22 protein-coding genes and 1 pseudogene are annotated in these 24,700 nt (G+C 59.8%); 13 read left to right on the plus strand and 10 right to left on the minus strand.

Annotated features, from left to right (window positions below):
* Positions 1-11: 11 nt before the first annotated feature.
* Entirely contained in the window at positions 12-1,295 is a 1,284-nt protein-coding gene (locus ACS5Q8_RS19115) for a HAMP domain-containing sensor histidine kinase (RefSeq protein ID WP_276193771.1), read from the minus strand.
* A complete protein-coding gene (locus ACS5Q8_RS19120; protein ID WP_247407170.1) occupies positions 1,292-1,975 on the minus strand; it encodes a response regulator transcription factor in 684 nt (227 codons plus the stop codon). Before ACS5Q8_RS19120 ends, ACS5Q8_RS19115 begins: the two co-directional genes overlap by 4 nt.
* Before the next feature lie 197 nt (positions 1,976-2,172).
* Between ACS5Q8_RS19120 and bamA the strand changes: the two genes are divergently transcribed.
* Both bamA and ACS5Q8_RS19130 read left to right on the plus strand, forming a co-directional pair.
* The gene (gene bamA, locus ACS5Q8_RS19125) at positions 2,173-4,539 is read left to right on the plus strand and encodes an outer membrane protein assembly factor BamA (RefSeq protein WP_276193772.1); all 2,367 of its coding nucleotides are present in this window, start codon (positions 2,173-2,175) and stop codon (positions 4,537-4,539) included.
* Between the two features lie 177 nt (positions 4,540-4,716).
* Positions 4,717-5,562, plus strand: coding sequence for a lipopolysaccharide biosynthesis protein (locus tag ACS5Q8_RS19130; RefSeq protein WP_276193773.1), 846 nt, complete (start codon positions 4,717-4,719; stop codon positions 5,560-5,562).
* 125 nt (positions 5,563-5,687) lie between these two features.
* Here ACS5Q8_RS19130 and ACS5Q8_RS19135 read toward each other — a convergent pair whose 3' ends face one another.
* From ACS5Q8_RS19135 to ACS5Q8_RS19160, 6 genes are all read right to left on the minus strand, one after another.
* Positions 5,688-5,975 (minus strand): cyd operon YbgE family protein, encoded by a 288-nt coding sequence (locus ACS5Q8_RS19135; RefSeq protein ID WP_276193774.1) that lies wholly within the window; start codon positions 5,973-5,975, stop codon positions 5,688-5,690.
* Complete coding sequence (gene cydX, locus ACS5Q8_RS19140) at positions 5,972-6,094, minus strand: cytochrome bd-I oxidase subunit CydX (RefSeq protein ID WP_276193775.1); 123 nt, start codon at positions 6,092-6,094, stop codon at positions 5,972-5,974. Before cydX ends, ACS5Q8_RS19135 begins: the two co-directional genes overlap by 4 nt.
* 22 nt (positions 6,095-6,116) lie before the next feature.
* Positions 6,117-7,253 carry a cytochrome d ubiquinol oxidase subunit II gene (cydB, locus tag ACS5Q8_RS19145; protein WP_276193776.1) on the minus strand — a complete coding sequence of 379 codons (1,137 nt, stop codon included), beginning with the start codon at positions 7,251-7,253 and terminating at the stop codon, positions 6,117-6,119.
* On the minus strand, positions 7,246-8,817 hold the full coding sequence (locus tag ACS5Q8_RS19150) for a cytochrome ubiquinol oxidase subunit I (protein WP_443694995.1): 1,572 nt from the start codon (positions 8,815-8,817) through the stop codon (positions 7,246-7,248). The genes cydB and ACS5Q8_RS19150 overlap by 8 nt, the downstream gene beginning before the upstream one ends.
* Positions 8,814-8,990 (minus strand): cytochrome oxidase putative small subunit CydP, encoded by a 177-nt coding sequence (gene cydP / locus ACS5Q8_RS19155; protein WP_253397168.1) that lies wholly within the window; start codon positions 8,988-8,990, stop codon positions 8,814-8,816. The genes ACS5Q8_RS19150 and cydP overlap by 4 nt, the downstream gene beginning before the upstream one ends.
* A gap of 158 nt (positions 8,991-9,148) precedes the next feature.
* The gene (locus ACS5Q8_RS19160; RefSeq protein ID WP_276193778.1) at positions 9,149-10,489 is read right to left on the minus strand and encodes a sigma-54 interaction domain-containing protein; all 1,341 of its coding nucleotides are present in this window, start codon (positions 10,487-10,489) and stop codon (positions 9,149-9,151) included.
* 241 nt (positions 10,490-10,730) lie between these two features.
* Between ACS5Q8_RS19160 and ACS5Q8_RS19165 the strand changes: the two genes are divergently transcribed.
* From ACS5Q8_RS19165 to ACS5Q8_RS19185, 5 genes and pseudogenes are all read left to right on the plus strand, one after another.
* Positions 10,731-11,609, plus strand: a complete 879-nt coding sequence (locus tag ACS5Q8_RS19165; protein ID WP_465159339.1) for an MBL fold metallo-hydrolase — start codon at positions 10,731-10,733, stop codon at positions 11,607-11,609.
* Positions 11,610-11,666: 57 nt separating this feature from the next.
* On the plus strand, positions 11,667-13,337 hold the full coding sequence (locus ACS5Q8_RS19170) for a bifunctional protein tyrosine phosphatase family protein/NAD(P)/FAD-dependent oxidoreductase (protein WP_443699900.1): 1,671 nt from the start codon (positions 11,667-11,669) through the stop codon (positions 13,335-13,337).
* Positions 13,338-13,365: 28 nt separating this feature from the next.
* Positions 13,366-14,169: a sulfite exporter TauE/SafE family protein gene (locus tag ACS5Q8_RS19175; protein ID WP_276193781.1), complete on the plus strand. Its 804-nt coding sequence runs from the start codon at positions 13,366-13,368 to the stop codon at positions 14,167-14,169.
* 11 nt (positions 14,170-14,180) lie between these two features.
* Positions 14,181-14,372 (plus strand): annotated as a pseudogene (locus ACS5Q8_RS19180) (DUF6691 family protein); the annotation flags it as partial.
* Between the two features lie 809 nt (positions 14,373-15,181).
* Positions 15,182-16,738 (plus strand): methyl-accepting chemotaxis protein, encoded by a 1,557-nt coding sequence (locus ACS5Q8_RS19185; RefSeq protein WP_276193782.1) that lies wholly within the window; start codon positions 15,182-15,184, stop codon positions 16,736-16,738.
* A 99-nt stretch (positions 16,739-16,837) separates the two neighbouring features.
* Here the strand turns inward: ACS5Q8_RS19185 and ACS5Q8_RS19190 are convergent, their stop codons facing one another.
* Positions 16,838-17,872, minus strand: a complete 1,035-nt coding sequence (locus tag ACS5Q8_RS19190) for an Ldh family oxidoreductase (RefSeq protein ID WP_426101309.1) — start codon at positions 17,870-17,872, stop codon at positions 16,838-16,840.
* 147 nt (positions 17,873-18,019) lie between these two features.
* Between ACS5Q8_RS19190 and ACS5Q8_RS19195 the strand changes: the two genes are divergently transcribed.
* The 6 genes from ACS5Q8_RS19195 (at position 18,020) to ACS5Q8_RS19220 (ending at position 23,320) form a co-directional block, all read left to right on the plus strand.
* Positions 18,020-18,901 (plus strand): MurR/RpiR family transcriptional regulator, encoded by an 882-nt coding sequence (locus tag ACS5Q8_RS19195; protein WP_276193784.1) that lies wholly within the window; start codon positions 18,020-18,022, stop codon positions 18,899-18,901.
* A 22-nt stretch (positions 18,902-18,923) separates the two neighbouring features.
* On the plus strand, positions 18,924-19,682 hold the full coding sequence (locus ACS5Q8_RS19200; protein WP_426101307.1) for a transporter substrate-binding domain-containing protein: 759 nt from the start codon (positions 18,924-18,926) through the stop codon (positions 19,680-19,682).
* Positions 19,683-19,792: 110 nt separating this feature from the next.
* Entirely contained in the window at positions 19,793-20,512 is a 720-nt protein-coding gene (locus ACS5Q8_RS19205) for an ABC transporter permease (RefSeq protein WP_253397185.1), read from the plus strand.
* Complete coding sequence (locus ACS5Q8_RS19210) at positions 20,509-21,219, plus strand: ABC transporter permease (protein WP_426101305.1); 711 nt, start codon at positions 20,509-20,511, stop codon at positions 21,217-21,219. The genes ACS5Q8_RS19205 and ACS5Q8_RS19210 overlap by 4 nt, the downstream gene beginning before the upstream one ends.
* A 50-nt stretch (positions 21,220-21,269) precedes the next feature.
* A complete protein-coding gene (locus tag ACS5Q8_RS19215; RefSeq protein WP_465159340.1) occupies positions 21,270-22,511 on the plus strand; it encodes an NAD(P)/FAD-dependent oxidoreductase in 1,242 nt (413 codons plus the stop codon).
* Between the two features lie 17 nt (positions 22,512-22,528).
* A complete protein-coding gene (locus tag ACS5Q8_RS19220) occupies positions 22,529-23,320 on the plus strand; it encodes an amino acid ABC transporter ATP-binding protein (protein ID WP_321863848.1) in 792 nt (263 codons plus the stop codon).
* On the opposite strand, the gene ACS5Q8_RS19225 is transcribed toward ACS5Q8_RS19220, so the two are convergent.
* Positions 23,317-24,699: an amidase gene (locus ACS5Q8_RS19225; RefSeq protein ID WP_465159341.1), complete on the minus strand. Its 1,383-nt coding sequence runs from the start codon at positions 24,697-24,699 to the stop codon at positions 23,317-23,319. The two genes, ACS5Q8_RS19220 and ACS5Q8_RS19225, sit on opposite strands and share 4 nt — an antisense overlap.
* Position 24,700: the final 1 nt, after the last annotated feature.

A 24,700-nucleotide genomic window follows, 5' to 3' on the forward strand; every position in this document is an offset into this window, starting at 1 on the left:
GTACAGGGCGGTCAAGCCAATGTAATGTCGTGTAAAGATCGTGCGCTGTGCAGGTTGATTTCCACGGTCAGCCCGCCGCCCGCTTCGTTGCGGGCCGCGATGGTGCCGCCGTGCATCTGCACCGCCCGTGCGGCGATGGCCAAGCCCAGGCCGAAGCCGACGCAGGCATCCCCCGCGCCCCGCTCGAACGGCTGGAAGATGCTGTGCAATCGGTCATTGTCGACGCCCGGCCCGTGGTCGGTGATGCGCACCGTGAGGCGGTTCGCGTCGCGGCTGATATGCGCCGAAACCCGCACCGTGGTGTCCGGTCGGGTGTAGCGCACGGCGTTGCGGATCACATTCTCGAAGCAGCGGTACAGCAACTCGCCGCTGACACACGCGATAAACGGCGGGCAGGCCTGCAGGTGCACGTGACAGCCTTTGATCCCGGCCTCGAACTGCGCGTCTTCGACGATCATCGCCAGCAACTCAGTGATGTCCACGGGCTCACGCTCGATGCTTTCGGGCCGGCCTTGCAGGCGTGCCAGGGTCAGCAGCGCTTCGATCAGGGTGTCCATGCGTTCGGATTCATGCTCGATGCGTTCGAGCATTTCCAGGCGTGCGGCGTCCTGGCGCAACAGGCCGATAGCCGCTTGCATGCGTGTCAGCGGCGAGCGCAGTTCATGGGAGATGTCGTGCAGCAGATGCTGCTGGGCTTGCACCAGCACCTTGAGCTGGTTGGCCATGCGATCGCAGTCTTCGGCCAGGTCGACGATTTCATCACGGCGCTTGCCCATCGCGGGCTTGACCCGGGTTTCGAAGCGCCCCTGGGCCACATCGCTCATCGCCCGACGTAAGTACGCCAATGGCCAGGCCAGGTAATACGCCATGTAACCGCTGAACAGCGCACTCATCAGCGTGCCGATGATCAGCGGGATTTGGTGCCACGGCCTGCCGCCGTCAATACCGGGGAAGTGGGTCGAGCGCAGCGAAAGCGCCAGGCCTTCCTTGCTGATGACCGCTTGTTCATAGGCCGGCCGCGTAACGGGGGCCCCCACCAGCAACTGTCCGGCGCTGTCATAGACACCGATGGCTTGGTCCGACGGATGCTCCCATACCGCCAGAAGCTGGGCGGCCGCTTCGACACCAAATTGTTGCAGCAGCTTCTGTTCACTCGCGAGGATGGCTTCAACATGCGGGTCGCCTGGGCGGAAGCGGCCCAACTCAAGCACGCCGATCCCTACCAGAAACGTCAAGGTGGTCGCCAACCAGAAAGCCAGGAACAGTTTCCAGAACAGCAGGCTGGGCTTGATCATTCGGCAATCAACAGGTAGCCGAGACCGCGCACGCTCTGGATCCAGGCCTTGGCATCCGGGCGCGGCCCGAGCTTTTGCCGGATGCTGCTGATGTGAACGTCGATACGCCGGTCATAGCGAGTCAGCGGACAGCCCAGGGCGTTGAGCGACAGATCCCTTTTGCTCACCACTTGGCCGGCGCTGCGGGCCAGTTCTTCGAGCAGGCTGAACTCGGTGCTGGTCACACCCAGCTCGGCGCCGTTCCACAGAGCCTGGCGCTTGCCCGGCCACAACACCAGCGAGCCGGTCTTGATCACCTCGGTGGTCGGCTGGCCCACCGCCTGCACCCTACGCATGATGGCGCGCAGGCGCGCCACCAATTCGCCCGGGGAACTGGGCTTGGGCACATAATCGTCGGCGCCGAGTTCCAGGCCGGTGATGCGATCGATGTTGTCGCCACGGGCAGTGAGCAATACCACCGGCACTTGGCTGACGGCACGGATACGCCGGAGTACCTCGATACCCGAGCGCTGGGGCAGCATGACGTCCAGCACCACAATGCTATGGCGCCCCGACAGCGCCTCGACCTCACCCTCCTCACCGGTATGCACGGCCGTGACCTCGAAGCCTTCACACGCCAGGTACTGGCTCAGCATTTCAGTCAATTCCTGATCGTCGTCGACTAACAGTACGGAGATCATTGCGGGCTCGTCAGTAGAGTGGGGGCGCATTATCAGCCTTGCAGCAGGGATTCGGGCCAACCTTTACCTAACTTGACATTCAGTTAACCGCACCAAACGCGATGCGCTCTTATGCTGGGTGTTCACCAGTCTGGCCGCGCGGTGAATTATCCAAGCGAGCCGGCGCTGCTTGTCGATGTATTCTGGAAAAGATCTTGATGAATTTTTCGCGCCTGCTCTGCTCGGTTGCGCTGCTGCTCAACACCTCACTGGCACTCGCCCAAGGCTTCAAAATCTCCGATATTCGAATCAATGGCCTGCAACGGGTCTCGGCGGGCAGCGTATTCGGCGCATTGCCGCTGAACGTCGGCGACGAAGCGGATGACCGGCGTTTGGTGGATTCCACTCGCGCGTTGTTCAAGACCGGGTTCTTCCAGGACATCCAGTTGAGTCGCGAAGGCGACGTGCTGATTATCAATGTCGTCGAGCGCCCTTCGGTTGCCAGTATCGAGTTCGAGGGCAACAAGGCGATCTCCACCGAAGACTTGATGAAAGGCATGAAGCAATCGGGCCTTGCCGAAGGCGAGATATTCCAGCGGGCCACCCTGGAAGGCGTGCGCAACGAGTTGCAGCGCCAGTACGTGGCCCAGGGCCGTTACTCGGCGTCGGTCGACACCGAAGTCGTGGCTCAGCCGCGCAATCGGGTCGGCCTGAAAATCAAGATCGATGAAGGCCAAGTGGCGTCGATCCAGCACATCAACGTGGTGGGCAATACGGTGTTCTCCGACGACACGTTGAACGACCAATTTACGCTCAAGACCAGTAACTGGCTGTCATTTTTCAAGAACGACGATAAATACGCGCGGGAGAAACTCTCCGGCGACCTCGAACGACTGCGCTCCTATTACCTGGACCGTGGCTATATCAACATGGATATCACCTCGACCCAGGTCTCCATGACCCCGGACAAAAAGCACGTCTACATCACCGTGAACATCCAGGAAGGCCAGAAATACACGGTGCGCGAGGTCAAGTTGAGTGGTGAGCTGAAAGTCCCGCAAGACCAGGTCCAGTCATTATTACTGGTGCAAAAGGGCCAGGTGTTTTCGCGCAAGTTGATGACGACCACCTCGGAACTGATCACCCGCCGCCTGGGCAACGAAGGCTATACGTTCGCCAACGTCAACGGTACGCCTCAGGTACATGAAGAAGACCACACGGTGGACATCATCTTCAGCGTCGACCCCGGCAAGCGGGCTTACGTCAATCGCATCAACTTCCGGGGCAATACCAAGACCGACGACAAGGTGCTGCGTCGCGAGATGCGCCAGATGGAAGGCGGCTGGGCGTCGACTTACCTGATCGACCAATCCAAGGTGCGCCTGGAGCGCCTGGGGTTCTTCAAGGAGGTGAATGTCGAGACGCCGGCCGTGGCCGGGGTGGATGACCAGTTGGATGTGAACTACGCCGTGGAAGAACAAGCCTCCGGCTCGATCACCGCCAGCATCGGCTTCGCCCAAAGCTCGGGCCTGATCCTCGGCGGGTCGATTACCCAGAACAACTTTCTCGGCACGGGCAATTACGCCAGCCTGGGGCTGACCCGTTCGTCCTACCAGAGCAAGTACAACATCGGTTTCACCGACCCCTACTTCACCACCGATGGGGTTAGCCTGGGTTACAACGCGTTCTACAGTGATACCGACTACAACAAATACTACGATAGCGGGGTGTCTTATTACTCCATCAACAGTTATGGCCTGGGCACCAGCCTTGGTTACCCGATCAATGAGACTTCCCGCCTGACGTTCGGCCTGACGGCACAGCACGACAACATCGAGCCGGGCACCTACAGCGCCGACGAGATCTACGACTTCATCGAGCGCGAAGGCAAGCAGTTCACCAACTTCAAGGCCAGCGCAGGCTGGTCGGAATCGACCCTGAACAAAGGCGTACTGGCGACGCGCGGGCATTCGCAAAACCTCAACCTGATGGTGACCGTACCCGGCAGTGACCTGAGCTTCTACAAAGTCGACTACACGGGGCAAACCTTCCTGCCAATCAGCAATGCCACGGCCCTGCGCTTGCACACCAAACTGGGTTACGGCAACGGCTATGGTTCCACGGACGGGTTACCCTTCTATGAAAGCTATACGGCGGGCGGCGAAGGCACGGTACGCGGGTTTAAAAGCGGTACCCTCGGCCCACGCAGCACGCCGGCGACCGGGGCTTATGCCAGTGAGGGTCAGGCGTACTATTCGGACCGGAGCACGGACGCGCTGGGCGGTAATATCCTGATTACCGGTGGCGCGGAGTACTTGTTCCCCGTGCCGTTCATCAAGGACAACAAATCCGTGCGCACCTCGGTGTTCTGGGATATGGGCACGGTGTATTCGGACAAGTGCTACCTGAGCACCACCCAAAGCTGCGACGGTGTGGACCTGAGCCAGATGGCCAGTTCGGTAGGGGTGGGTGTGACGTGGTACAGCCCGCTGGGGCCATTGAGTGTCAACCTGGCCTATCCGATTCGCACACCCGAGAACGCCGAAAAGCAAATATTCCAGTTTTCCATGGGGCAGACGTTCTGATTGTTTCAGCGCGTTAAGGCGACTGATCCCGCCCCTAAATAGAGATGATTCCTACTCTCTATAGAGACTAATCTGACGTCCGTTTATAAATTATTATTTATAAATCAACTCTCCTGAAGACACCCGGCTTGAGGACGTGTATATCTTTTTCACTTATTAGCAGTACGAGTAGGTCAGATGAAACAGGTGTCCCTCAAGGACCAGTACGGTGAGAACACTGAGCAGGCTCTGCATGACCCAGAGTCGGTAGCCACACATTCAAACCAACGCGAGTTGACCGTGCACGATTTTGATAGCTGTCGGAATATCGAATCAGGCGCGGTTTTTATTCTTGCATCCGGCCTGTCGGCGAAATCGTTCCCCATCGAAAAATTTGCGCACGTTCCGATGATCACAATGAACGGCGCTATTTCGATGTTTTTGAACACCGACGTAAAACCGTTTTTTTATGTCTGCTCGGATAGAAGTTTTTCCGAACAGCAGCCGCATTTATTCAACTACGCCATGACGGTCAGCCAAAGAGTCGCGCTGTGGGAAGACCACGCGCGTACTTCGGGTATTTGTCCCAGCGGGCAACTCTATGCGTTGTCCAAGGCTAAAAAACCGTCCTGGTTCCACTGCGTATTGGGACGACACACGCCGCTGGTCACCCATCCCCCCTTACGGGCTTGCGGGAAAGGACACATTGGTTTCAGCAAAGACATGCGCGAGGGGTTTTTTGATGCCCGGACGGTGGCGTATCTGGCCATTCAACTGGCGTTCCACGTCGGGTTCTCCAAGGTGTTTCTTGTGGGCGTGGATCTGAAAGAGAACTCGGGACGATTTTATGAAAATCATGATTCCATAAACTCACCCTGCGGACTCGATCAGCACTACCACACTCGCATACTTCCATCGCTAGAGCTGATGTCGCAGAAAATCATCGGCGATGACTTTAGGGTCTACAACTTATCCGACTGTTCAAGAATTCCGGAGAGCGTTATACCGCGCATCACGCTTGCGCAGGCCGAGACGCTGATTTAGTCGTATTGCATGCGCCGGGACAGACTCGCGCGACGCTTCCCGGAGCAGACCTAGCCAAAAACTGTATGGATTGACGATCCCGCCGCCCCGCAGAGCCGCCAGCGTGGCGCCGGGATCGTCGGCTTTCAGTGCAGGAACTTCAACCCGCCAGCCAGTGCCAGCGCGCCAAAGCAGGTCCAGCCCGAGAACAAACAACGCCACACGCGCGCGCGCGGCACGAAGCCCACGCCCCGCACAAAGGCCACACTCATCGCCGTGAACAAGGCCATTGCCAGCCCATGATCAGCTTTCCCGTCCGGGGCGGCCATCAGGGGCGGATAGAGCGTACACACGAGCATGATCCCTACCGCGATAAGCAAGCTCAGCGGGTGAAGGCGTGAGGGTGCCGGGGCGTCGGCGACACGCGGCATCATGGCCGCGGCTCCTCACGGTCGCTCAGGGCGCGAGCGGCTTCGTTCTCGCCCCACATCGCATTTAATATGGCCAGCAGCAAGGCAAAACCGACTCCCAGCATCCAGGCGAAATACCACATAGTCTTTGCTCCTCTGATGGCGTTAGTAGGCCGAATGTTCGTTGGCTTCGATCTGTGCCACGGTGACCTTGCCGCGCATGACGCGATAGGCCCACGAGGTGTAGATCACGATCAGCGGCATGAAGATCAACGTGGCCCAGAACATGATGGACAGGCTCAGATGACTGGACACACTGTCCCACACGGTCAGGCTGGCCGCAGGCACGGTTGACGACGGCATGACGAAGGGAAACATCGAGACACCGGCCGTGCTAATCACCCCGATCACCGCGAGCGACGACGCGACAAACGCGACCAGTGTGCGGCGCATCAGCATCAACAACGCGGCGCCGGCTGCGCCAACCAAGCCCAGCGCGGGCAGCAGCCACAACACAGGATAATGACCATAGTTGGCCATCCAGGCCCCCGCTTCGCGCACCACGGTCTTGTTGAGAATGTCCGGCAGCCCGGCGGTATCCACCACCGAGGTAATGCGATAGCCGTCGATCCATTGCAACCACACGCCGGCAATGACGAATGTGCACAGCAGCACCAGCGCCGCGCCAACCCCGCCCTTGATCGCACGGGCCTGGATCACGCCTTCAGTGCGGTGCGCCAGATAGGTCCCGCCTTGCAGGGTGATCATTGCACTGCTCACCACACCGGTCAGCAGCGCGAAGGGGTTCAGCAGTTGCCAGAAACTCCCGGTGTACGTCGATACCAGCATGTTATTGAAGTGGAACGGTACGCCTTGCAACAGGTTGCCGAACGCGATGCCGAATACCAGCGGCGGCACGGCCCCGCCGACAAACAGCCCCCAGTCCCAGGTGCTGCGCCATTTGGCGTTGTGAATCTTGCTGCGATAGTCAAACCCCACCGGGCGGAAGAACAGCGCCCACAGGACCAGAATCATCGCCCAGTAAAACCCGCTGAACGCGGTGGCATACACCACCGGCCACGCGGCGAACAACGCGCCGCCCGCGGTGATGAACCACACCTGGTTGCCGTCCCAGTGCGGCCCTACGGTGTTGATCGCGACGCGGCGTTCCACGTCCGAGCGGCCCACGAAGGGCAGCAAGGTGCCGACCCCCATGTCGTGGCCGTCCATGATGGCGAAGCCGATCAGCAGTACGCCGACCAGTGCCCACCAGATAATTTTCAGCGTGAAGTAATCAAGCATGGTGGAGTTCCTTCAGGTTGGCATCGTAAGCGTAACGGCCGGTTCCGAGGCTGCCGGGCCCTTGGCGGGCAAACTTGACCATCAGGAACATTTCAACCACCAGCAACACGGTGTAAAAAGCCACAAAGCCTGCCAGCGAGCCATAGAGGTTATTGACGCTAAGGGTGGAGACACTCATGTGAGTGGGCAGCACGCCGTAGATGGTCCAGGGTTGACGACCATATTCAGCGACGAACCAACCCAGCTCACAGGCCAGCCAAGGCGCAGGCAGCATGCACAGCGCCCAACGCAGCAACCAGCGGCGGCGTGTGCAGACCGACTTCAAGGTGCTCCAGAAGGCCAGCCCGAACAGCAGGAGCATGGCAAAACCCAGCGCGACCATGATCCGGAACGCCCAGAACATCGGGGTCACACGCGGTACGGTGTCGTTCATCGCCTTGTCGATGATCTCCGGCGTGGCCTGGTTGACGTCTTCAACGTACTTTTTCAGCAGCAGGCCAAAGCCGAGGTCCGCTTTGTACGCTTCAAAGGTATCGAACGCCGCCTTATCGGTGCGATCGGCCCGCAGGGCTTCAAGCGCATTGACGGCGGTAATGCCACGCAGAATGCGCGCGCGGTTTTTCGCTTTGATGTCATGAATGCCAGGAATCTGCTTGCTCACCGAGCGGGTGCCGATCAAGCCCATCACCCACGGCACATCGACTTCCCAGTTATTCCTGGACTCGGCTTCATTGATGCTGGCCAGCAAGGTCAGGCCTGCGGGTGCGGGTTTGGTTTCCCACATGGCTTCCATGGCCGCCAGCTTGGTTTGCTGCGCCTCACCCACCGTGTAACCCGACTCATCCCCCAGCACGATGACGCTCAGCACCGAAGCCAGGCCGAAGGCCGCCGCCACCCGAAAACTGCGCTTGGCGAACTCGACATCACGATTCTTGAGCAAGTACCAGCTGGAAATCGACAACACAAACATCGAACCGGTGACGTAACCGGCAGACACCGTGTGTACAAACTTGGCCTGGGCCACCGGATTGAACAGCACCGCCCAGAAATCCACCATCTCCATGCGCATGGTGATGTAGCTGAACTCCGAGCCCACCGGGTTCTGCATCCAGCCATTGGCGATCAGAATCCACAGCGCCGACAGGTTGGTACCGATGGCCATCAGCAGCGTGACCAGCAAGTGGTGCTCTCTCTTCAGGCGATCCCAGCCAAAAAAGAACAGACCGATCATGGTCGATTCGAGAAAGAACGCCATCAAGCCCTCGATGGCCAGCGGCGCACCGAAGATGTCACCCACGTAGTGCGAGTAGTACGCCCAGTTGGTGCCGAACTGGAATTCCAGGGTGATCCCGGTTGTCACCCCCAGGGCGAAGTTAATGCCGAATAACTTGCCCCAGAAGCGCGTCATGTCCTTCCAGATGACATTCCCGGTCATCACATAGACGCTTTCCATGATGACGAGCAGCCACACCATGCCAACCGTCAGCGGTACGAATAGAAAGTGGTAAAGCGCAGTGGCTGCGAACTGCAGCCGTGACAAATCCACCAGTTGTTCTGATATCACTTGCTTGCCCCTTGAGTCGAGGTGGGTACACCGAAACGGTTGCCGACAATGTTCGGGTCGACACTGACGTGCGAATCCCGGATGAACAGCCACCACAGCACGCTCAACAGCAGGAGCTTGATCAGCACCGCTGTAATCAGATGGCGTAGGAGGCGTTTGTCGGAAATGGTCATGCCTATGCAGTAAGCACAGGACATGCCAAAGGCAAAATCTCTATTTTTATCTTTTAAAAACAGACAGTTAACATTTTATCGCGACAGATTTAGCACACCGCCGCAGATCAATTCGCTGCCAATCTGCCAGCATGGCAGTCATTGGCAGTCGTCGATGACTAGGCCAGGCCCTGTTCTTTCAGGCGCCGGTACAAGGTGCGGTCGCTGATCCCCAGGTGCTTGGCCAACTCGCTACGGGTGCCTTTGAATGTCGCCAGTGCCTGCGCCAGCGTGCTGTCATCGAACGACGTCGAAGCAGCAGAAGCATCAGCAGCAGCCTGAAGCGGCAGCGCCACGGACGCCTGGGGTAAATGGATGGCACGGATGACGCCATCGTCAGCGAACAGACTCGCTCTTTCCAGGGCATTGCGTAACTCACGGATATTGCCAGGCCACGGATACTGTTGAAGTCTTGCCAGGGCTTCGGCGTCGATGGTCAGCCGACGTTTGCCGGCACCGCGACGTTGCAGAAATGAATTCACCAGCAAGCCGATGTCTTCTACCCGGTTGCGCAAAGGGGGCAAGTGAATGGGAAAAGCGCTGATGCGGTAGTACAGGTCCTGCCTGAACTCGCCTTTTTCCATCATTTTTTCCAGCGGTTTGTGGGTGGCGGCAATCAATCTGAAATTGGCGTGGAAAGTCTCGACACTGCCGACCCGGCGATAGGTGCCCGATTCGATCAGGCGCAACAGTTTGACCTGCATGGACAACGGCACATCGCCAATCTCATCTAGAAACAACGTGCCGCCCTGGGCCGTTTCAACCAAGCCGGGCTTGCGCGTGACAGCGCCGGTGAAGGCACCTTTTTCATGGCCGAACAACTCGCTCTCAAAGAGTGTCTCGGTCAAGCCTGAACAATCCACCACGACAAACGGCCCGCTGGCCCGCTCGCTGGTTTCATGGACGGCGCGCGCGAACAGCTCTTTGCCCGTGCCCGACTCGCCCAGAAGCAGCACCGGCAGCATGGAGGGCGCCACCCGCTGCAGTTCCGACAGGGCGAGGTTGAAGGCCGGTGAACAGCCGACCAAGCCATCGTTGCTCGGGCGCGCGGAGGCGCTGCGCACCAGCGTCAGGCGCTCCACATAAGCGGTGATCGCACCATGCTCGTCGAGGATCGGGCGCAATTCGACATCGACGTGCTCAGGCCCACGCGGTGTGTGGTGGATGTGCAAGACACGATCCGGCCCGCGCATTTCCTGGGCCTTTTTCATCGGGCAATTCTCACCCGCCTGGTCACAGGGGACGTCGTAATGGTGTGAGACCTGATAACACTTATGGCCGATAAACGGTTTGTCAGCGCTGCCGAACTGGCGCTGATAGGCCGTATTGGCCGCCAGGATGTTGTAGTCCGGATCGAGCACGATCATTGGATGGGGTTCGTGTTCCAGAAACGAAACAAGCGACTGCACTTGATCCGGGCGTGGGACGGCGTCGGGTGGGGTAGGCAGAAAAGTCTTCATCACGGCTCCTGGTATCCATTCTTCCATCCTGTTGTGGCACTGCCACCTCTGTCAAGGCACTGCCAATGGCAGAGGACTCCACCAGATTCAGGCCGGAACACCCCCATACAAAAACACAAAGCCCAATAAAATCAATTGGATATTAGGCTATTTCGCTACAGCCATGGCCTGGCAAACTTATTGCATCGACAGTCCTTAGTCTAAGCGGCTCGAAAAAAAAGCCCCCCTAAGGAGACAGTTCATGCGCGTCAAACTTCACGTCGAAGGCTTCTTCGATTCTGCTACCCACACCGTCAGCTATCTGGTGCTCGATGAGGCCACCCTCCACTGCGCGATTATCGACAGCGTATTGGATTACGACCCTAAATCAGGCTACACCGCCACCACCTCCGCCGACTGTCTGATAGCACGGGTGAACGAGCTGAACGCAAAGGTCGAGTGGATTCTCGAGACCCACGTCCACGCCGACCACCTGACCGCCGCGCCCTACCTGAAAGAAAAGCTCGGTGGAAAAATAGGCATCGGCAGCCAGATCTCGACGGTGCAAAAGGTCTTCGGCACGCTGTTCAATACCGGTAGTGAGATGCCCCGCGACGGCAGCCAGTTCGATCACCTGTTCGTCAACGACGAATCGTTCAGCATCGGCACGCTGCACTGCACCGCGCTGCATACACCCGGCCATACGCCGGCCTGTATGACTTACCTGATCAGCAAGGGCAGCGAAACGGCGGCCTTCGTCGGCGATACGCTGTTCATGCCCGACTACGGCACCGCCCGCTGCGACTTCCCCGGCGGTAATGCGCGCACGCTGTTCCAGTCAATCAACAAAGTGTTGAGCCTGCCAGCAGATACGTTGCTGTATATGTGCCACGACTACCAGCCAGGCGGCCGCGAGCTGCAATTCGTCAGCACCGTTGCCGAACAACGCGAGCACAACGTGCATGTGCGTAACGGCATCAGTGAGGAGGAGTTCGTGGCGATGCGTACCAAGCGGGATGCCTCGATGGACATGCCGACACTGATCCTGCCCTCGGTCCAGGTCAACATGCGAGCCGGGCATTTGCCCGAGCCTGAATCGAACGGGACCCGCTATCTGAAAATCCCGCTCAACGTCGCCTGACACTCATCCCCCCCCCCAAAAAACATATAAGAAAAAATACCCATAACGGAGACACTTATGGATATCCGCCGCCTTGCACCTGCTTTATCGGTATCAGAACAGATTCTCCCCAGCCAACTGGCTGAACTGAAAGCCGCCGGCTTTCGCGCCATCATCTGTAACCGCCCCGATGGCGAAGGCAGCGACCAACCGTTGTTTGCCGAAATCAAACGCGCCGCCGATGCGGTCGGCATCGAGGCGCACTACCTTCCCGCCGAATCGGGCAAAGTCACCGACGAGCAAGGGGTCGCCTTCGGCACGCTGCTGGAAACGCTGCCCAAGCCGGTATTGGCCTATTGCCGCTCCGGTATGCGCTCGACAACGATGTGGGCGCTGTCACAAGCGGGTCAACACGACCTGCCGCACATCGTCGAAAGCGCCAAAAAAGCCGGCTTCGACATGAAAGGCGTGATTCGGCGGATTGCGAACCAGGGTCGCACGCCGGTCGAAGTGGCTGAGGCGCAGCACACCGTGGTCATCATCGGCGCGGGCGCGGCGGGTATCGCCACCGCCTCCAGCCTGCTGGCCCGCGCGCCGGGGCTCGACATTGCGATCGTCGACCCGGCCGATGTGCATTACTACCAGCCTGGCTGGACGCTGGTGGGCGCGGGTGTGTTCGACGCGCGCCAAACGGCTCACACGATGGGCACCACCCTGCCCCGCGGCGTGCATTGGATCAAGGCGGCGGTGGCGGCTTTCGAGCCCGAGCGAAATGCGGTCATTCTGGATGGCTGCCGGGTCGTCAAATACGAGCAACTGATCGTGTGCCCCGGCCTGAAGCTCGATTGGCACGCCGTCGAAGGGTTGTCGGAGACCCTGGGCCGCAACGGCGTGACCTCCAACTACCTGTATCACCTGGCGCCTTATACCTGGGAAAGGGTGCAGCAACTGCGCGGTGGCCGGGCGATTTTCACGCAGCCGCCGATGCCGATCAAATGTGCCGGGGCACCGCAAAAAGCCATGTACCTATCGGCCGATCATTGGAAACGCAGCGGCGTACTGGATGCCATCGAGATCGAGTTCTACAGCGCCGGTGCAGTGCTGTTTGGGGTTCCCGATTATGTGCCGGCGCTGATGGAATACGTCACGGCTTACGGTATCGACCTGAATTTCGGCAACACCCTCACCCGCGTCGACGGCCCGGCACGGACGGCCACGTTCAGCGGCGTGAACCCGGATGGCAGCCCCCGTGTGGTGACCCGTGAGTTTGATTTGCTGCATGTGGTACCACCGCAGGTCGCGCCGGATTTCATTCGGGTCAGCCCGTTGGCTGACGCGGCCGGCTGGATTGATATCGACCCCGCCACGCTGCGGCATAAAACCTGGGCAAACATTCATGCGCTGGGCGACGCGGCCAATTCGAGCAACGCCAAGACCGCTGCCGCCGCCCGCAAGCAGGCGCCGGTGGTGGCCCATAACGTGTTGGCGGCCATGGGTAAGGCGAACGGTTGCGCCCAGTACGACGGTTATGGCTCCTGCCCGCTGACGGTGGAACGCGGCAAGATCGTCCTGGCGGAGTTCACCTATGGCGGCAAGGTCGCCCCCAGCTTCCCGTCATGGCTGATCGACGGCACCCGCCCCTCCCGACTGGCCTGGCTGCTCAAAGAGCGGATTCTTCCACCGCTGTATTGGAAGGGCATGCTCAAGGGCCGCGAATGGCTGGCGAAACCCGAGTTGACCGACCAATGAAATCAGGGCTGAACGCAAGGAGACTGAAATGATCATCGTCTTACTGCTCGGGCTGACAGTGGGCGTGATTCTGGCGCTGACCGGCGCCGGCGGTGGAATACTCGCGGTGCCGTTGCTGGTGTTCGGGGCGGGCTTGAGCATGGCCGAGGCCGGGCCCATTGGCCTGCTGGCCGTCGGCCTGGCCGCGACCCTGGGCGCGGTGATGGGCCTGAAAAACGGCACCGTCCGCTACAAGGCAGCGCTGTTAATTGCCACCGCAGGCATCATCTGTTCGCCCCTGGGCCTTTGGTTGGCGCAGCGCACGCCGAATCGTCCGTTGACGATCCTGTTTGCCTGCGTGCTGATGTATGTGGCGTTCCGGGTATTCAAACGGTCGTTGCCGCCCTCCCCCACGTCGAAGGCGACTGCGACCAAGCCGCCGCCCTGCGTATTGGACGCCCAACGAGGCAAGCTGAACTGGACGGCGCCGTGCGCCTGGGCGCTCACAGTGTCTGGCGTGGTTGCGGGCGGGCTTTCAGGCCTGCTCGGCGTGGGCGGCGGCTTTGTGATGGTGCCGGCGCTACAGCGATACACCAATTTGACCGCGCAGTCGGTGCTGGCAACGTCCCTGGCGGTGATTGCACTGGTGTCGATGTCCGGCGTTGCCGCCAGCTCTGCGGCCGGGCATCTGCAGTGGGCGATTGCCCTGCCGTTCTCCATAGGTGCATTGTTTGGAATGGCCTGCGGGCGCCTGATCGCAGCGCGGCTGGCAGGCCCGCACTTGCAACGCGGGTTTGCCGCCGTGTCGATGCTGGTTGCGGTGGCCCTACTGGTCAAAGCGATTGGATCATGAGCCTAGACTAGCGACTTCCAGGCGTGCCTGAACTGGGCCGACGCCAGGTTGGCGGCAGCCTGTTATTTGGCATCGGTTGGGACATTGCCAGGATTTGCCCTGGCCCGGCGGTGGCCATCCTGCTGAAGGGACACTGGCAAGCCATCGTGTTTTTGCATCTAAGACGCAACTACCGCCGCAGCATTTTATTGAATAACGGTTAAAGGCAGACTCAACTTATCAGCTGAATCGAATCATCTGCTTAATACGACAAACCACTCTAGCTGCGCGGGCAACATTATAAGCCGGGTGAATATCCGCACCCAAAAAAATCCAATTTTACTCCGCCTTCTCGTTAGCCATTAGTCGAATACTGCCCCTCACGAGCAGGGCTTTATAGTGCGCGATAGAAAAACCAACCACGATTAAAATCGACTCTCGGTACTTTTAATGTCGCCCATACACGCCTCACCCAACACCCTTCAGATAAATGAGGAACTGTTGCAATTACTCCGAGCGACGGCGAACGCCCAAACGCTCTGGATGACAACTGTCAATCATTTAGAGGCGGCCTGTGATGAGGTATGGCTGGCTCGCATGTTTGAGGTGGAGAGCCTTGAAAACCAATACAGGGCCTGCCAGGACCAATTGTTTTCCTATCTAAAAAAAGCGATCAAGATCTAAATCCCTAATGACGACCCTGCACTCTTTTCGGGCGTTGGCGCCCTGAATACGGGCCCGCCAGAACCCGGACCGTCTGAATATTCGACTAAAGTACAAGGCCGCACTGTTACGCTCGTAAACGCCCCCTTAGTTGAAGAGCCTGCCTCTTCTCCAACGCCCTACAGACGTGGGCTGTAACCTTACAGTCCCACCGCCCCACAATGTCTCGCACATTCCAAAGTTTTTAGACACGCCGCGAATTGTCCTTCGGAACAGCGCGACCGTCAGACTAAAACTAAAGCATTGGAATGGATGGTCGACATTCAGGGAATCAAGGATCACTCAACCTGCGTTACAACCTGGAGTCCATATGTTCGGCTGGATCAGCAATATCCGCGTCAGTGCTAAATTAAGTTTGGGATTCGGCCTGGTACTGGGGCTTACATTGCTACTGGCCGCCACCGGCTGGTACGCCGTGGTGACATTGACCGATCGCGGGCTCAAGGTTGAGGAAATTGCGCAGATCAGCGATTACACCAAAGACTTGCGCATCATTCGTTTACGCATCGGTAAGAATACCCAACCGGATGCCTATCAACCGCTGCAGCAAACCCTGGACCGCCTGGCGGCCCACCTGGACAGTATCAAGGGAAAATTCATCGACCCACGGGATCAAGACCTGATTCAACAGCAGGGAAATGCGGCCAAAGAGTACGGGCAACTGCTGCATGACCTGGCCATGCCCAACGTTGACCAGGCGTCCCTGTTTAAACGAATGGGACAGTTGGGTGACGTGCTGCTCGACACCACGCAAAAACTGATTGAATCGCAAAATGCCAAACGCGATACCGATGCCGCGTCCGCCAAGACCTCGCTCGGACTCGTCGCGACCCTGGCCCTGCTGCTCGGCGCACTCGCCGCATGGGGCATCACACGGCAAATCGTCAATCCACTGCAGCACACGCTCCAGGCGGTGAACCGCATTGCCCGAGGCGATTTGACCGAGCATGTGGCGGTGACCCGGCGTGATGAACTGGGCCAACTGCAGTCAGGCCTCCAACAGATGATGCTCAACCTGCATGAGCTGATCGACGGCATTCGATCCGGCGTCATCCAGGTTGCCAGCGCTGCCGAACAGCTGTCGGCGGTCACCGAGCAAACGAATTCCGGCATCAGCAACCAGAAAGCCGAAACGGATCATGTCGCCACCTCAATGAACGAGATGACCGCCACCGTGCACAACGTCGCCCGCAACGCCGAGGAGGCCTCCGCCGCCGCGTCCGCCGCAGATCAGCAAGCCTGCGAGGGCGAGCAGATCGTGGGGGAAGCCATCGCGCAGATCCAGCGCCTGGCGGCAGAACTCAACCAATCGGCAGACGCCGTCCGCCACCTGCAGGAACAAAGCGATAAAATCGGCGGCGTACTGGATGTGATCAAGGCCGTCGCCCAGCAAACCAACCTGCTGGCGCTGAACGCTGCGATTGAAGCCGCCCGCGCCGGAGAGGCCGGTCGCGGTTTTGCGGTCGTGGCTGACGAGGTGCGCAACCTCGCCCTGCGTACCCAGCGCTCCACCGAAGAAATTGAAATCCTGGTCGCCGGCGTACAAAGCGGCACCCAAGCCGTGGCCACCGGCATGGAAAGCAGCCTGTTGCTGAGCGAAAGCAGCGTGGAATACACCCACCGCGTCGTCAGCGCGCTGGAAAACATCACCAGCAAGGTCTCGATCATTCAGGCGATGAATCAGCAGATTGCCACGGCGGCGGAACAGCAAAGCGCCGTCACCGAGGAGATCAATCGCAGCGTGATCAACGTTCGCGACATCTCCGACCAGACGGCAAACACCTGCGAAGAAACCGCCGCGTCGAGTAACGAACTGGCGCGGCTGGGGCATGAGCTGGAAAAGCTCGTGGAGCGTTTCAAGGTTTAGGTGTGGCAGGGCTGCTGCCGGTTTCCGGCAGCAGTGTGTGAGGGATGACGCGCCACGCAGCCAGGACGGCCTTTTGCAGTCGGGCCTATCCGCATGCAATCACACGATTGTGTCCGCCATCGCCCGCAGCTGCGCCAACTCCTGCTCCGCGATTGCCACTCCGTGCTGCGCGCAATGTTCGCGTTCGCGGTAACGACGCTCGCCCGGCATACGCTGCAAGCCGGCTTGATGCATATGCGCCACCAAGGTCTGGGCACGCTGGGCAAAACGCTCGCCAACGGACTTGCGCGGATCGATCACGATAATCAATTGCCCGGTCCACGGCGTTTTCGCCCCGGGGTGCTGATGCCAGTCGAACTCAAAAGAGAAGTTGCCGCCGGTCAGCGCGGCCGCCAGCAACTCCACCATCATCGACAGGGCCGAGCCCTTGTGCCCGCCAAACGGCAACAATGCGCCGCCATTGAGAATCGCGTTTGGGTCCTGTGTCGCCAGCCCCTGGCTATCGACACCAATGCCCGGCGGCAAGGTCTCACCCGCCCGCGCAGCGATCTGCACATCGCCATGGGCCATGGCACTGGTCGCCATGTCGAAAACGATCGGATCGCTTCCCGCACAAGGCGCCGCGAAGGCAATCGGGTTGGTGCCAAACAGGGGGCGTTGAGCGCCATGGGGCACCACGCAGGTCATGCTATTGACCACACTCAAGGCCACCAGCCCTTCCTCGGCGAAGGGTTCAACATCTGGCCAGAGCGCCGCGAAATGGTGGGAGTTGTGAATCGCCAGGACGGCAATCCCGGCACTGCGGGCTTTTTCCAGCAATAACTCGCGGGCAGCGGCCAGGGCCGGTTGGGCGAAACCGTTGCGCGCATCGACCCGGACATAACCCGAGGCGACATCTTCCACCACCGGCACCGCCCGGCCATCGACCCAGCCACTGGCCAGGGTCGAAACGTAGCCGGGAATCCGGAACACCCCGTGGCTGTGAGCACCGTCGCGCTGGGCGCTGGCGCAGTTATGGGCCAGTACCGCAGCGACTTCGGCCGACGTGCCATGACGCTCGAAAATGGCGCGCAGCAACACGACCAGATCGCTGAAAGCAATAGGCTCTACAGCAGAATGTGCAGGTGAAGACATGTAAAAACTCCCGGATCGAGGTAGGGCAAAGCCAGGGCCGTTGCAGGCATTCGACTATCTGGTCATGACAGCAAACTGTCAAATGTTGACTTGATGACAGAAAACATTCATTTTCTGTCGCAAGCAAAAAATACAGTGAGTCGTACCGTGAGCCAACCGATCAAGCAACGCCTTGAAAACAGTCTGTCGACAGCTGCCGCTTCCGGTCGGACGATTGCCACGTACATGCTCGCCAACCTACATGAGCTGCCCTTTCAGACCGCCGCCGATATCGCCCAGAAACTCGGGGTCAGCGAATCGAGCGTGGGGCGCTTTTGTCGCTCACTCGGTTACAGCCATTTCAAGGATCTGAAAAACGACCTGAAAGATGACCTCGGCGATGGCCCGTGGCTGGTGGGCGACCGGTTGCAAGAATTTCGTCAGCAGCAGAGCCACAACCCGCAAGGCCCTTCACGCAGCCTGGAACTGGAAGTCGCCGCGCTGGTACGCGTCTACGAACACAGCCAGACGCCCGCCTGGAATACCGTCAGCGAACGCTTGGCAAACACCCCAAAAATCTTCGTTGCCGGCTTTCAGACCGAACGCGGCATCGCCCTCTCGATGGTGCACCTGTTGCAGTACCTGCGCGATGGCGTGCAGGTGGTGGACGGCGCTGCCGGGCATTTCGGCGACGTGTTGCTGAGCAACCCCGAACACACCGCGCTGGTGGTGTTCGAGGCGCGCCGCTATTCGCGCCACGCCCTGACCCTGTGCCGCAAGGCCCGGGCGGCCGGCATCCCGGTGACGCTGATCACCGACACCTTTTGCGATTGGGCCGAACTGCACGCCGACGAGGTCTTTCGCCTGCCTACCGAATTCAATCTTTTCTGGGAATCGACGGCGACGATGCTGTCGCTGGTGCACCTGATGGTCAACGAGGTCTGTAAGAAACTCGGCCCCGATGTAGAGAAACGCTTGGAAGCAACTGCCGCGCTACACAACGAATTCGTGGGTTACACATCGTCACTCGCGAGCAAACAAGAGCAATAGGCCAGCAGATTGAGAGGCAACGATGAAACGATTCATTCGCTTTGCAAGTGTGTGTGCGGTATTCGCCGCCAGTGTCGGTGTCGCTCAGGCCGACGTCTTGAAAATCGCCACTGAAGGTGCTTACCCGCCGTTTAACTATGTCGATTCGGATAACAAACTCCATGGCTTTGACGTCGATATTGCCCTCGCCCTGTGCGAGCGCATGCAGGCCCAATGCACCCTTGTGGCACAAGACTGGGACGGCATCATTCCGGCCTTGATGGCCAAGAAATATGACGCGGTCGTGGCGTCGATGATCGACACCGAAGAGCGCCGCAAGAAAATCAGCTTCACCCGTCACTACTACAAAACCCCACTGTCGGTTGCGGTTCCCAGCGACTCGGACATCAGCGACGCGCAGACCCACTTCAAAGGTAAAACCGTCGGCGCACAATCCTCTTCCACCCAGTCAATTTATGCCGAAGACGTGTATGGCAAAGCCGGCGCCAACGTGAAGCTCTACCCGACGCTGGACGAGGCCAACAGCGACCTGGCGTCGGGTCGGCTCGACGGTGTGATTGCCGACAAATTCCCGCTCGCCGACTGGATCGACAAGGCCGGCAAGAGCTGCTGCAAAATGCTCGGCGACGTCAATGGCACCCAGGCGGATGCCGCGATTGCAGTGCGCAAGGAAGACAACGCGCTGCGCGAACGCTTCAACAAAGCCATCGATGAAATTGTTGCCGACGGCACGTATCAGAAGATCTCCAGCAAGTACTTTGCTTTCGATATCTACCACTGATGCGTCGCCGCTCCGAGCACTGACTGTCCACCCGCTGCCTGAGCCCGGCCCTGGCCGGACGCAGGTTGGCCGGTGTTCATTCCACGATGTCCTTTCACGAGGGTTCGAGCATGATCGAACATCTATCGCTGTTGTCGTTTGCCAGCGGCGGCTGGGGGCAAGCGCTGCTGGCCGGGGCGCTGGTGACCCTGGGACTGGCGCTGGCCTGCTTGCCGATCGGCTTGCCCCTGGGGCTTGGACTGGCCTTGGCCGCGCGCTCGAAAAAGCCTTGGCTGCGATCATTTTCCACGCTGTTTTCCACGGTGTTCCGTGGCTTGCCCGAGTTGCTGACGCTGCTGATCATTTACTATGGCTGCCAGATTGCGGCACAAAAAATACTCGCGGCCATGGGCTACGAAACCCAGGTCACCATCAATACCTTTCTGGCCGCCATGGTCGCCTTCAGCTTCGTCTTTGCAGCGTTCTCCAGCGAGATCTGGCTCGCTGCGTTCAAGACTGTCCCCAAGGGTCAATACGAGGCGTCTGCGGCCCTCGGCCTGAGCAAGGCCACGACCTTTCGCAAAGTGGTGTTCCCGCAACTGGTGCGCATCGCCCTGCCCGGGCTGTCGAATAACTGGTTGTCGCTGCTCAAGGACACGTCGCTGGTCTCGACTATTTCTCTGGTCGACCTGATGCGCCAGACCAACCTGGCGGTGAGCGTGACCAAGGAGCCGTTGTTCTTCTATGCCGTGGCCTGCTTCGGTTACCTGTTCTTCTCGGCCCTGTCGGGGCGCGTGTTCGCGTTTATCGAGCAGCACTTCAATCGGCATCTGCGGAGCGCACGACCATGACGCTCGAAAGTTTTGCGCAGTGGTTTATCGACCTCGACCTGTTGCAGCGCTATGGCCCGCGCATGCTCGAAGGCTTGCTGGTAACGGGCAAGCTGGTAGCGATTTCATTCACCCTCGGCGCCCTGCTCGGCCTGCTGATTGCCTTGGCTCGGGTGTCTAACAGCCTGCTGTTGCAGCGCTTGAGCGCCCTCTACGTCTACTGCTTTCGTGGCTCGCCATTACTCGCGCAGTTGTTCCTGCTGTATTACGGCCTCGGGTCGTTCAAGGGGTTCTGGCAAGACGTCGGGCTGTGGTGGTTTTTCCGCGACGCGTGGTTTTGCACGCTGCTGGCCTTCACCTTGAATACGGCGGCGTATCAGGCAGAGATTTTCCGCGGCAGCCTGCTCTCGGTGTCCCAGGGGCAGCATGAGGCGGCCAAGGCGTTGAGCCTGAAACGCTCAACGACATTCTTCAAAGTCATCCTGCCGCAATCGCTGGTGGTCGCCATCGGCCCGCTGGGCAACGAGCTGATTCTGATGATCAAGGCCAGCGCCATCGCTTCGCTGGTGACCATTTACGACCTGATGGGCGTCAGCAAGCTGGCCTTCTCGCGCAGCCTCGATTTCCAGATTTACCTGTGGGCAGCCGTTCTTTATCTGCTGATCGTCGAAATTATCCGCCGCGTGCTCAAGCGCGTCGAAGCCCGACTGGGTCGCCATCTGCTCTGATGCCTGTCGTTTACCCCCACGCCCGCAGGGCGCGTTACAAGGAATTTTTCATGCACTGCCAAACCATCGTTCTGGGCGCCGGGATTGTCGGCGTCTGCACTGCACTGCACCTGCAAGCACGTGGTGTTCAGGTCATCCTGATCGACCGCCAGCAACCCGGGAACGGCACCAGCCATGGCAATGCCGGGTTGATCGAGCGCTCCAGTGTGATTCCCTATGCGTTCCCGCGAGCGCTGTCGAGCCTGGTGCGCTACGGCCTCAACCAGCAATCCGATGTGCGGTATAGCTGGCGCTACCTGCCCAAGGTTGCGCCTTGGCTGTTCACCTACTGGCAGAACTCGTCGCCGCCCAGGTTGAACCTGGCCGCCCGCGCCATGCTGCCGTTGGTGCAGCGCTGCGTGGATGAGCACGATGTGCTGATCGAGGCCGCCGGCATGAGCGACCTGATCAAAGCCAATGGCTGGATCGAGGTGTTTCGCAATCAACCGGCCTTTATCAAGGCCCAGGCCGATGCCCATGCCCTGCGGCCTTATGGCTTGCGTTATGAAGTGCTGGACGGCGAGCAATTGCGCGAGCGTGAACCGTCGCTGAGCGAACAGGCGGTGGGCGGTATTCACTGGCTTGATCCGAAAACCGTCAGCGATCCCGGGGCCCTGACCCGCGGCTACGCCGCGCTGTTTATCAAGCGCGGCGGGCAGTTCATTCAGGGCGATGCGCTGACGCTGAAACAGCTCGACGGCGGCTGGCAGGTTCAGACCGAACAAGGCCCGGTGAGTGCCGAACAGGCGGTGATCGCGCTCGGCCCACAGGCGCCCGAGCTGTTCAAGCCACTGGGCTATCGCATTCCGCTGGCAATCAAGCGCGGCTACCACATGCACTACAGCTCTTTGCATGATGCACAGTTGCAGCATTCCATTTGCGATGCCCAGGGCGGCTATGTCCTGGCGCCGATGGCTCAGGGTATCCGGCTGACCACGGGCATCGAGTTTGCCGAGAGCAGCGATCAGGCCAATGACATTCAGCTCAGTCGCTGTGAAGCCCTGGCGCGCAAGTTCTACCCACTCGGCGAGCGTCTGGACCCCGAACCGTGGCTGGGTCGTCGTCCGTGCCTGCCGGACATGCGCCCGGTGATCGGCCCGGCGGTGCATCACCCGGGCCTGTGGTTCAACTTCGGCCATGCCCACCACGGCCTGACCCTCGGCCCGGTCAGCGGGCGCCTGCTTGCCGAGATGCTCACCGGCGCCGCGACCTTTACTGACCCGGCGCCTTACAGCGCAGAACGTTTCCACTGATTTGCGGAGTAACCGCCATGCCAGCGACAAACACCCAACGTCACCTGCCCGGCAACGCTGCGTTACCGGACACACGCGATGTCGTGGTCAGCATTGAAGGGCTGAACAAGTTCTACGGCGCCTACCATGTCTTGCATGACATCGAGCTGAACGTGCGCGAAGGCGAACGTATCGTGCTGTGTGGGCCTTCTGGCTCGGGAAAATCAACACTGATCCGTTGTATCAACCGCCTGGAAATCGCTGAGAAAGGCCATATCCGGGTCAACCACACCGACCTGGCGCTGGACACCCGCCAAGCGGCTCAGGTGCGTAGCGAGATCGGCATGGTGTTCCAGCACTTCAACCTGTTCCCGCACATGAGCGTGCTGCAAAACTGCATGCTGGCGCCGATGTCGGTGCGGGGCCTGTCGCGCAAGGAAGCGCAAGAACTGGGGCGTTTCTACTTGAACAAAGTCGGTATCGAGAACCAGGCCGACAAGTTCCCCAGCCAGTTGTCCGGCGGGCAACAGCAGCGCGTGGCCATCGCCCGGGCGTTGTGCATGAAACCCAAGATCATGCTGTTTGATGAACCGACTTCAGCCCTCGACCCGGAGATGGTTGCCGAGGTGCTGGATGTGTTGGTCAAACTCGCCGACACCGGCATGACCATGCTCTGTGTCACCCATGAAATGGGCTTCGCCCGGCAGGTCGCGGAGCGGGTGCTGTTTCTCGACGGCGGCCGGATTATTGAAGACAGCCCACCAGAGGCTTTCTTCAATAACCCGCAAAGCCCCAGGGCGCAGAGCTTTCTTGCGCAGATCCTGCATTAGCGTTCAGTGGGCTCCGAAGCCACTGCATGCCCTGCGAATCGCTGCGCCATGACCCTCAACAATTGATCATCCTCCCCTGCTGCGCCAATGACCTGCAGCCCCACCGGCATCCCTCTCACCAGCCCCACCGGCAGGCTGATTGCAGGTAACCCGATGAGGTTCCAGGCACTGGTATGACTGAGCAAGGCGGCGCGCACATCAATGTCCTGCGCGCCAACCTGCACCTCACGCGCATCAACCACCGTCGCGGTGATCGGCACGCTGGGCGAGACCAGCAAGTCATAGCGCTTGAACACCTGCGCCATCGCAGCCTTGAGGCGTGCCTGGCTGGACTGCGCGCGGATGTATTGCCAACCCCTGACTTCACACGACAACTCGAGGCGTTCGCGCACCTCGGCCTCGAACATGTGCGGCGCACTCTGCATGCGCTCGGCGTGAACATTGAAAGCCTCGGCGCGTTGTAACACCTGCAAGGTCGCTTTCATGTCGGCCGACAGTTGCGCCAGTTCGTCGACCTCTTGTAGCCCCTCGCCAAAGAGCTGTTGCGCCGCCTGGTACACCTGGCTATCCAGCTCCGCGTCTACCGGGCCGAAGCTGCCAGACCTGATCCAGCCAATCCGCAACGGTCTGGGGTTAGCCAACGGCGCACACGTGCGCCCGGCGATCACCTCGAACAACAGACGCGCATCCTCGACGTGGTTGGCGATCGGGCCCACATGGTCGAGACTCGACGCAAGCGGGAACACGCCGTCCAGCGGCACGCTGGCAAATGATGGCTTGAAGCCGACCACGCCGCACAACGCCGCAGGAATACGGATCGAGCCACCGGTATCGGTACCCAGCGCCAGCGGCACCATGCCGCTGGCGACTGCGGCGGCGCTGCCGGCACTCGACCCACCAGTGATGCAGTTGGCGTTCCAAGGGTTGCGCGCGGCGCCCTGCAGCGAGCGGTCGCCCGTCGGGCCGTAGGCGAATTCATGCGTCAGGGTCTTGCCCACGATCACCGCGCCCGCCTCGCGCAAACGCTTCACGCACACCGCATCGTGCTCGGGTTTAAAACCTGCAAAATGCGCCGAACCGTAGGTGGTGACATAGTCGAACGTATCGATGTTGTCTTTGACCGCCACTGGAATACCCTGCAACGGCCCCAGGTCCAGGCCCTGTTCGAACAGTTCATCAGCCTTGCGCGCCTGCGCCAGCGCCACGCTTGCATCGACGCACACGAAGGCGTTCAAGATCGGATTCAGCCGCTTGATGCTGTCAAGGGCAGCCTGCGTCAGCTCGACACTGGTCAGGCTGCCCGCACGAAGGCGCTGGGCCAAATCAGTGACCGATTGAGCAAAAAAATAGCCAGCATGGGTAGGCTTCGTCATGTTCATA

Source organism: Pseudomonas sp. PAMC25584 (assembly GCF_058135675.1).

Coding starts and splice junctions, on each gene's coding strand:
- ACS5Q8_RS19115 (WP_276193771.1), bottom strand. CDS start 1,295: ATGATCAAGCCCAGCCTGCTGTTCTGGAAACTGTTCCTGGCTTTCTGG.
- ACS5Q8_RS19120 (WP_247407170.1), bottom strand. CDS start 1,975: ATGATCTCCGTACTGTTAGTCGACGACGATCAGGAATTGACTGAAATG.
- bamA (WP_276193772.1), top strand. CDS start 2,173: ATGAATTTTTCGCGCCTGCTCTGCTCGGTTGCGCTGCTGCTCAACACC.
- ACS5Q8_RS19130 (WP_276193773.1), top strand. CDS start 4,717: ATGAAACAGGTGTCCCTCAAGGACCAGTACGGTGAGAACACTGAGCAG.
- ACS5Q8_RS19135 (WP_276193774.1), bottom strand. CDS start 5,975: ATGATGCCGCGTGTCGCCGACGCCCCGGCACCCTCACGCCTTCACCCG.
- cydX (WP_276193775.1), bottom strand. CDS start 6,094: ATGTGGTATTTCGCCTGGATGCTGGGAGTCGGTTTTGCCTTGCTGCTG.
- cydB (WP_276193776.1), bottom strand. CDS start 7,253: ATGCTTGATTACTTCACGCTGAAAATTATCTGGTGGGCACTGGTCGGC.
- cydP (WP_253397168.1), bottom strand. CDS start 8,990: ATGACCATTTCCGACAAACGCCTCCTACGCCATCTGATTACAGCGGTG.
- ACS5Q8_RS19160 (WP_276193778.1), bottom strand. CDS start 10,489: ATGAAGACTTTTCTGCCTACCCCACCCGACGCCGTCCCACGCCCGGAT.
- ACS5Q8_RS19165 (WP_465159339.1), top strand. CDS start 10,731: ATGCGCGTCAAACTTCACGTCGAAGGCTTCTTCGATTCTGCTACCCAC.
- ACS5Q8_RS19170 (WP_443699900.1), top strand. CDS start 11,667: ATGGATATCCGCCGCCTTGCACCTGCTTTATCGGTATCAGAACAGATT.
- ACS5Q8_RS19175 (WP_276193781.1), top strand. CDS start 13,366: ATGATCATCGTCTTACTGCTCGGGCTGACAGTGGGCGTGATTCTGGCG.
- ACS5Q8_RS19185 (WP_276193782.1), top strand. CDS start 15,182: ATGTTCGGCTGGATCAGCAATATCCGCGTCAGTGCTAAATTAAGTTTG.
- ACS5Q8_RS19190 (WP_426101309.1), bottom strand. CDS start 17,872: ATGTCTTCACCTGCACATTCTGCTGTAGAGCCTATTGCTTTCAGCGAT.
- ACS5Q8_RS19200 (WP_426101307.1), top strand. CDS start 18,924: ATGAAACGATTCATTCGCTTTGCAAGTGTGTGTGCGGTATTCGCCGCC.
- ACS5Q8_RS19205 (WP_253397185.1), top strand. CDS start 19,793: ATGATCGAACATCTATCGCTGTTGTCGTTTGCCAGCGGCGGCTGGGGG.
- ACS5Q8_RS19210 (WP_426101305.1), top strand. CDS start 20,509: ATGACGCTCGAAAGTTTTGCGCAGTGGTTTATCGACCTCGACCTGTTG.
- ACS5Q8_RS19215 (WP_465159340.1), top strand. CDS start 21,270: ATGCACTGCCAAACCATCGTTCTGGGCGCCGGGATTGTCGGCGTCTGC.
- ACS5Q8_RS19220 (WP_321863848.1), top strand. CDS start 22,529: ATGCCAGCGACAAACACCCAACGTCACCTGCCCGGCAACGCTGCGTTA.
- ACS5Q8_RS19225 (WP_465159341.1), bottom strand. CDS start 24,699: ATGAACATGACGAAGCCTACCCATGCTGGCTATTTTTTTGCTCAATCG.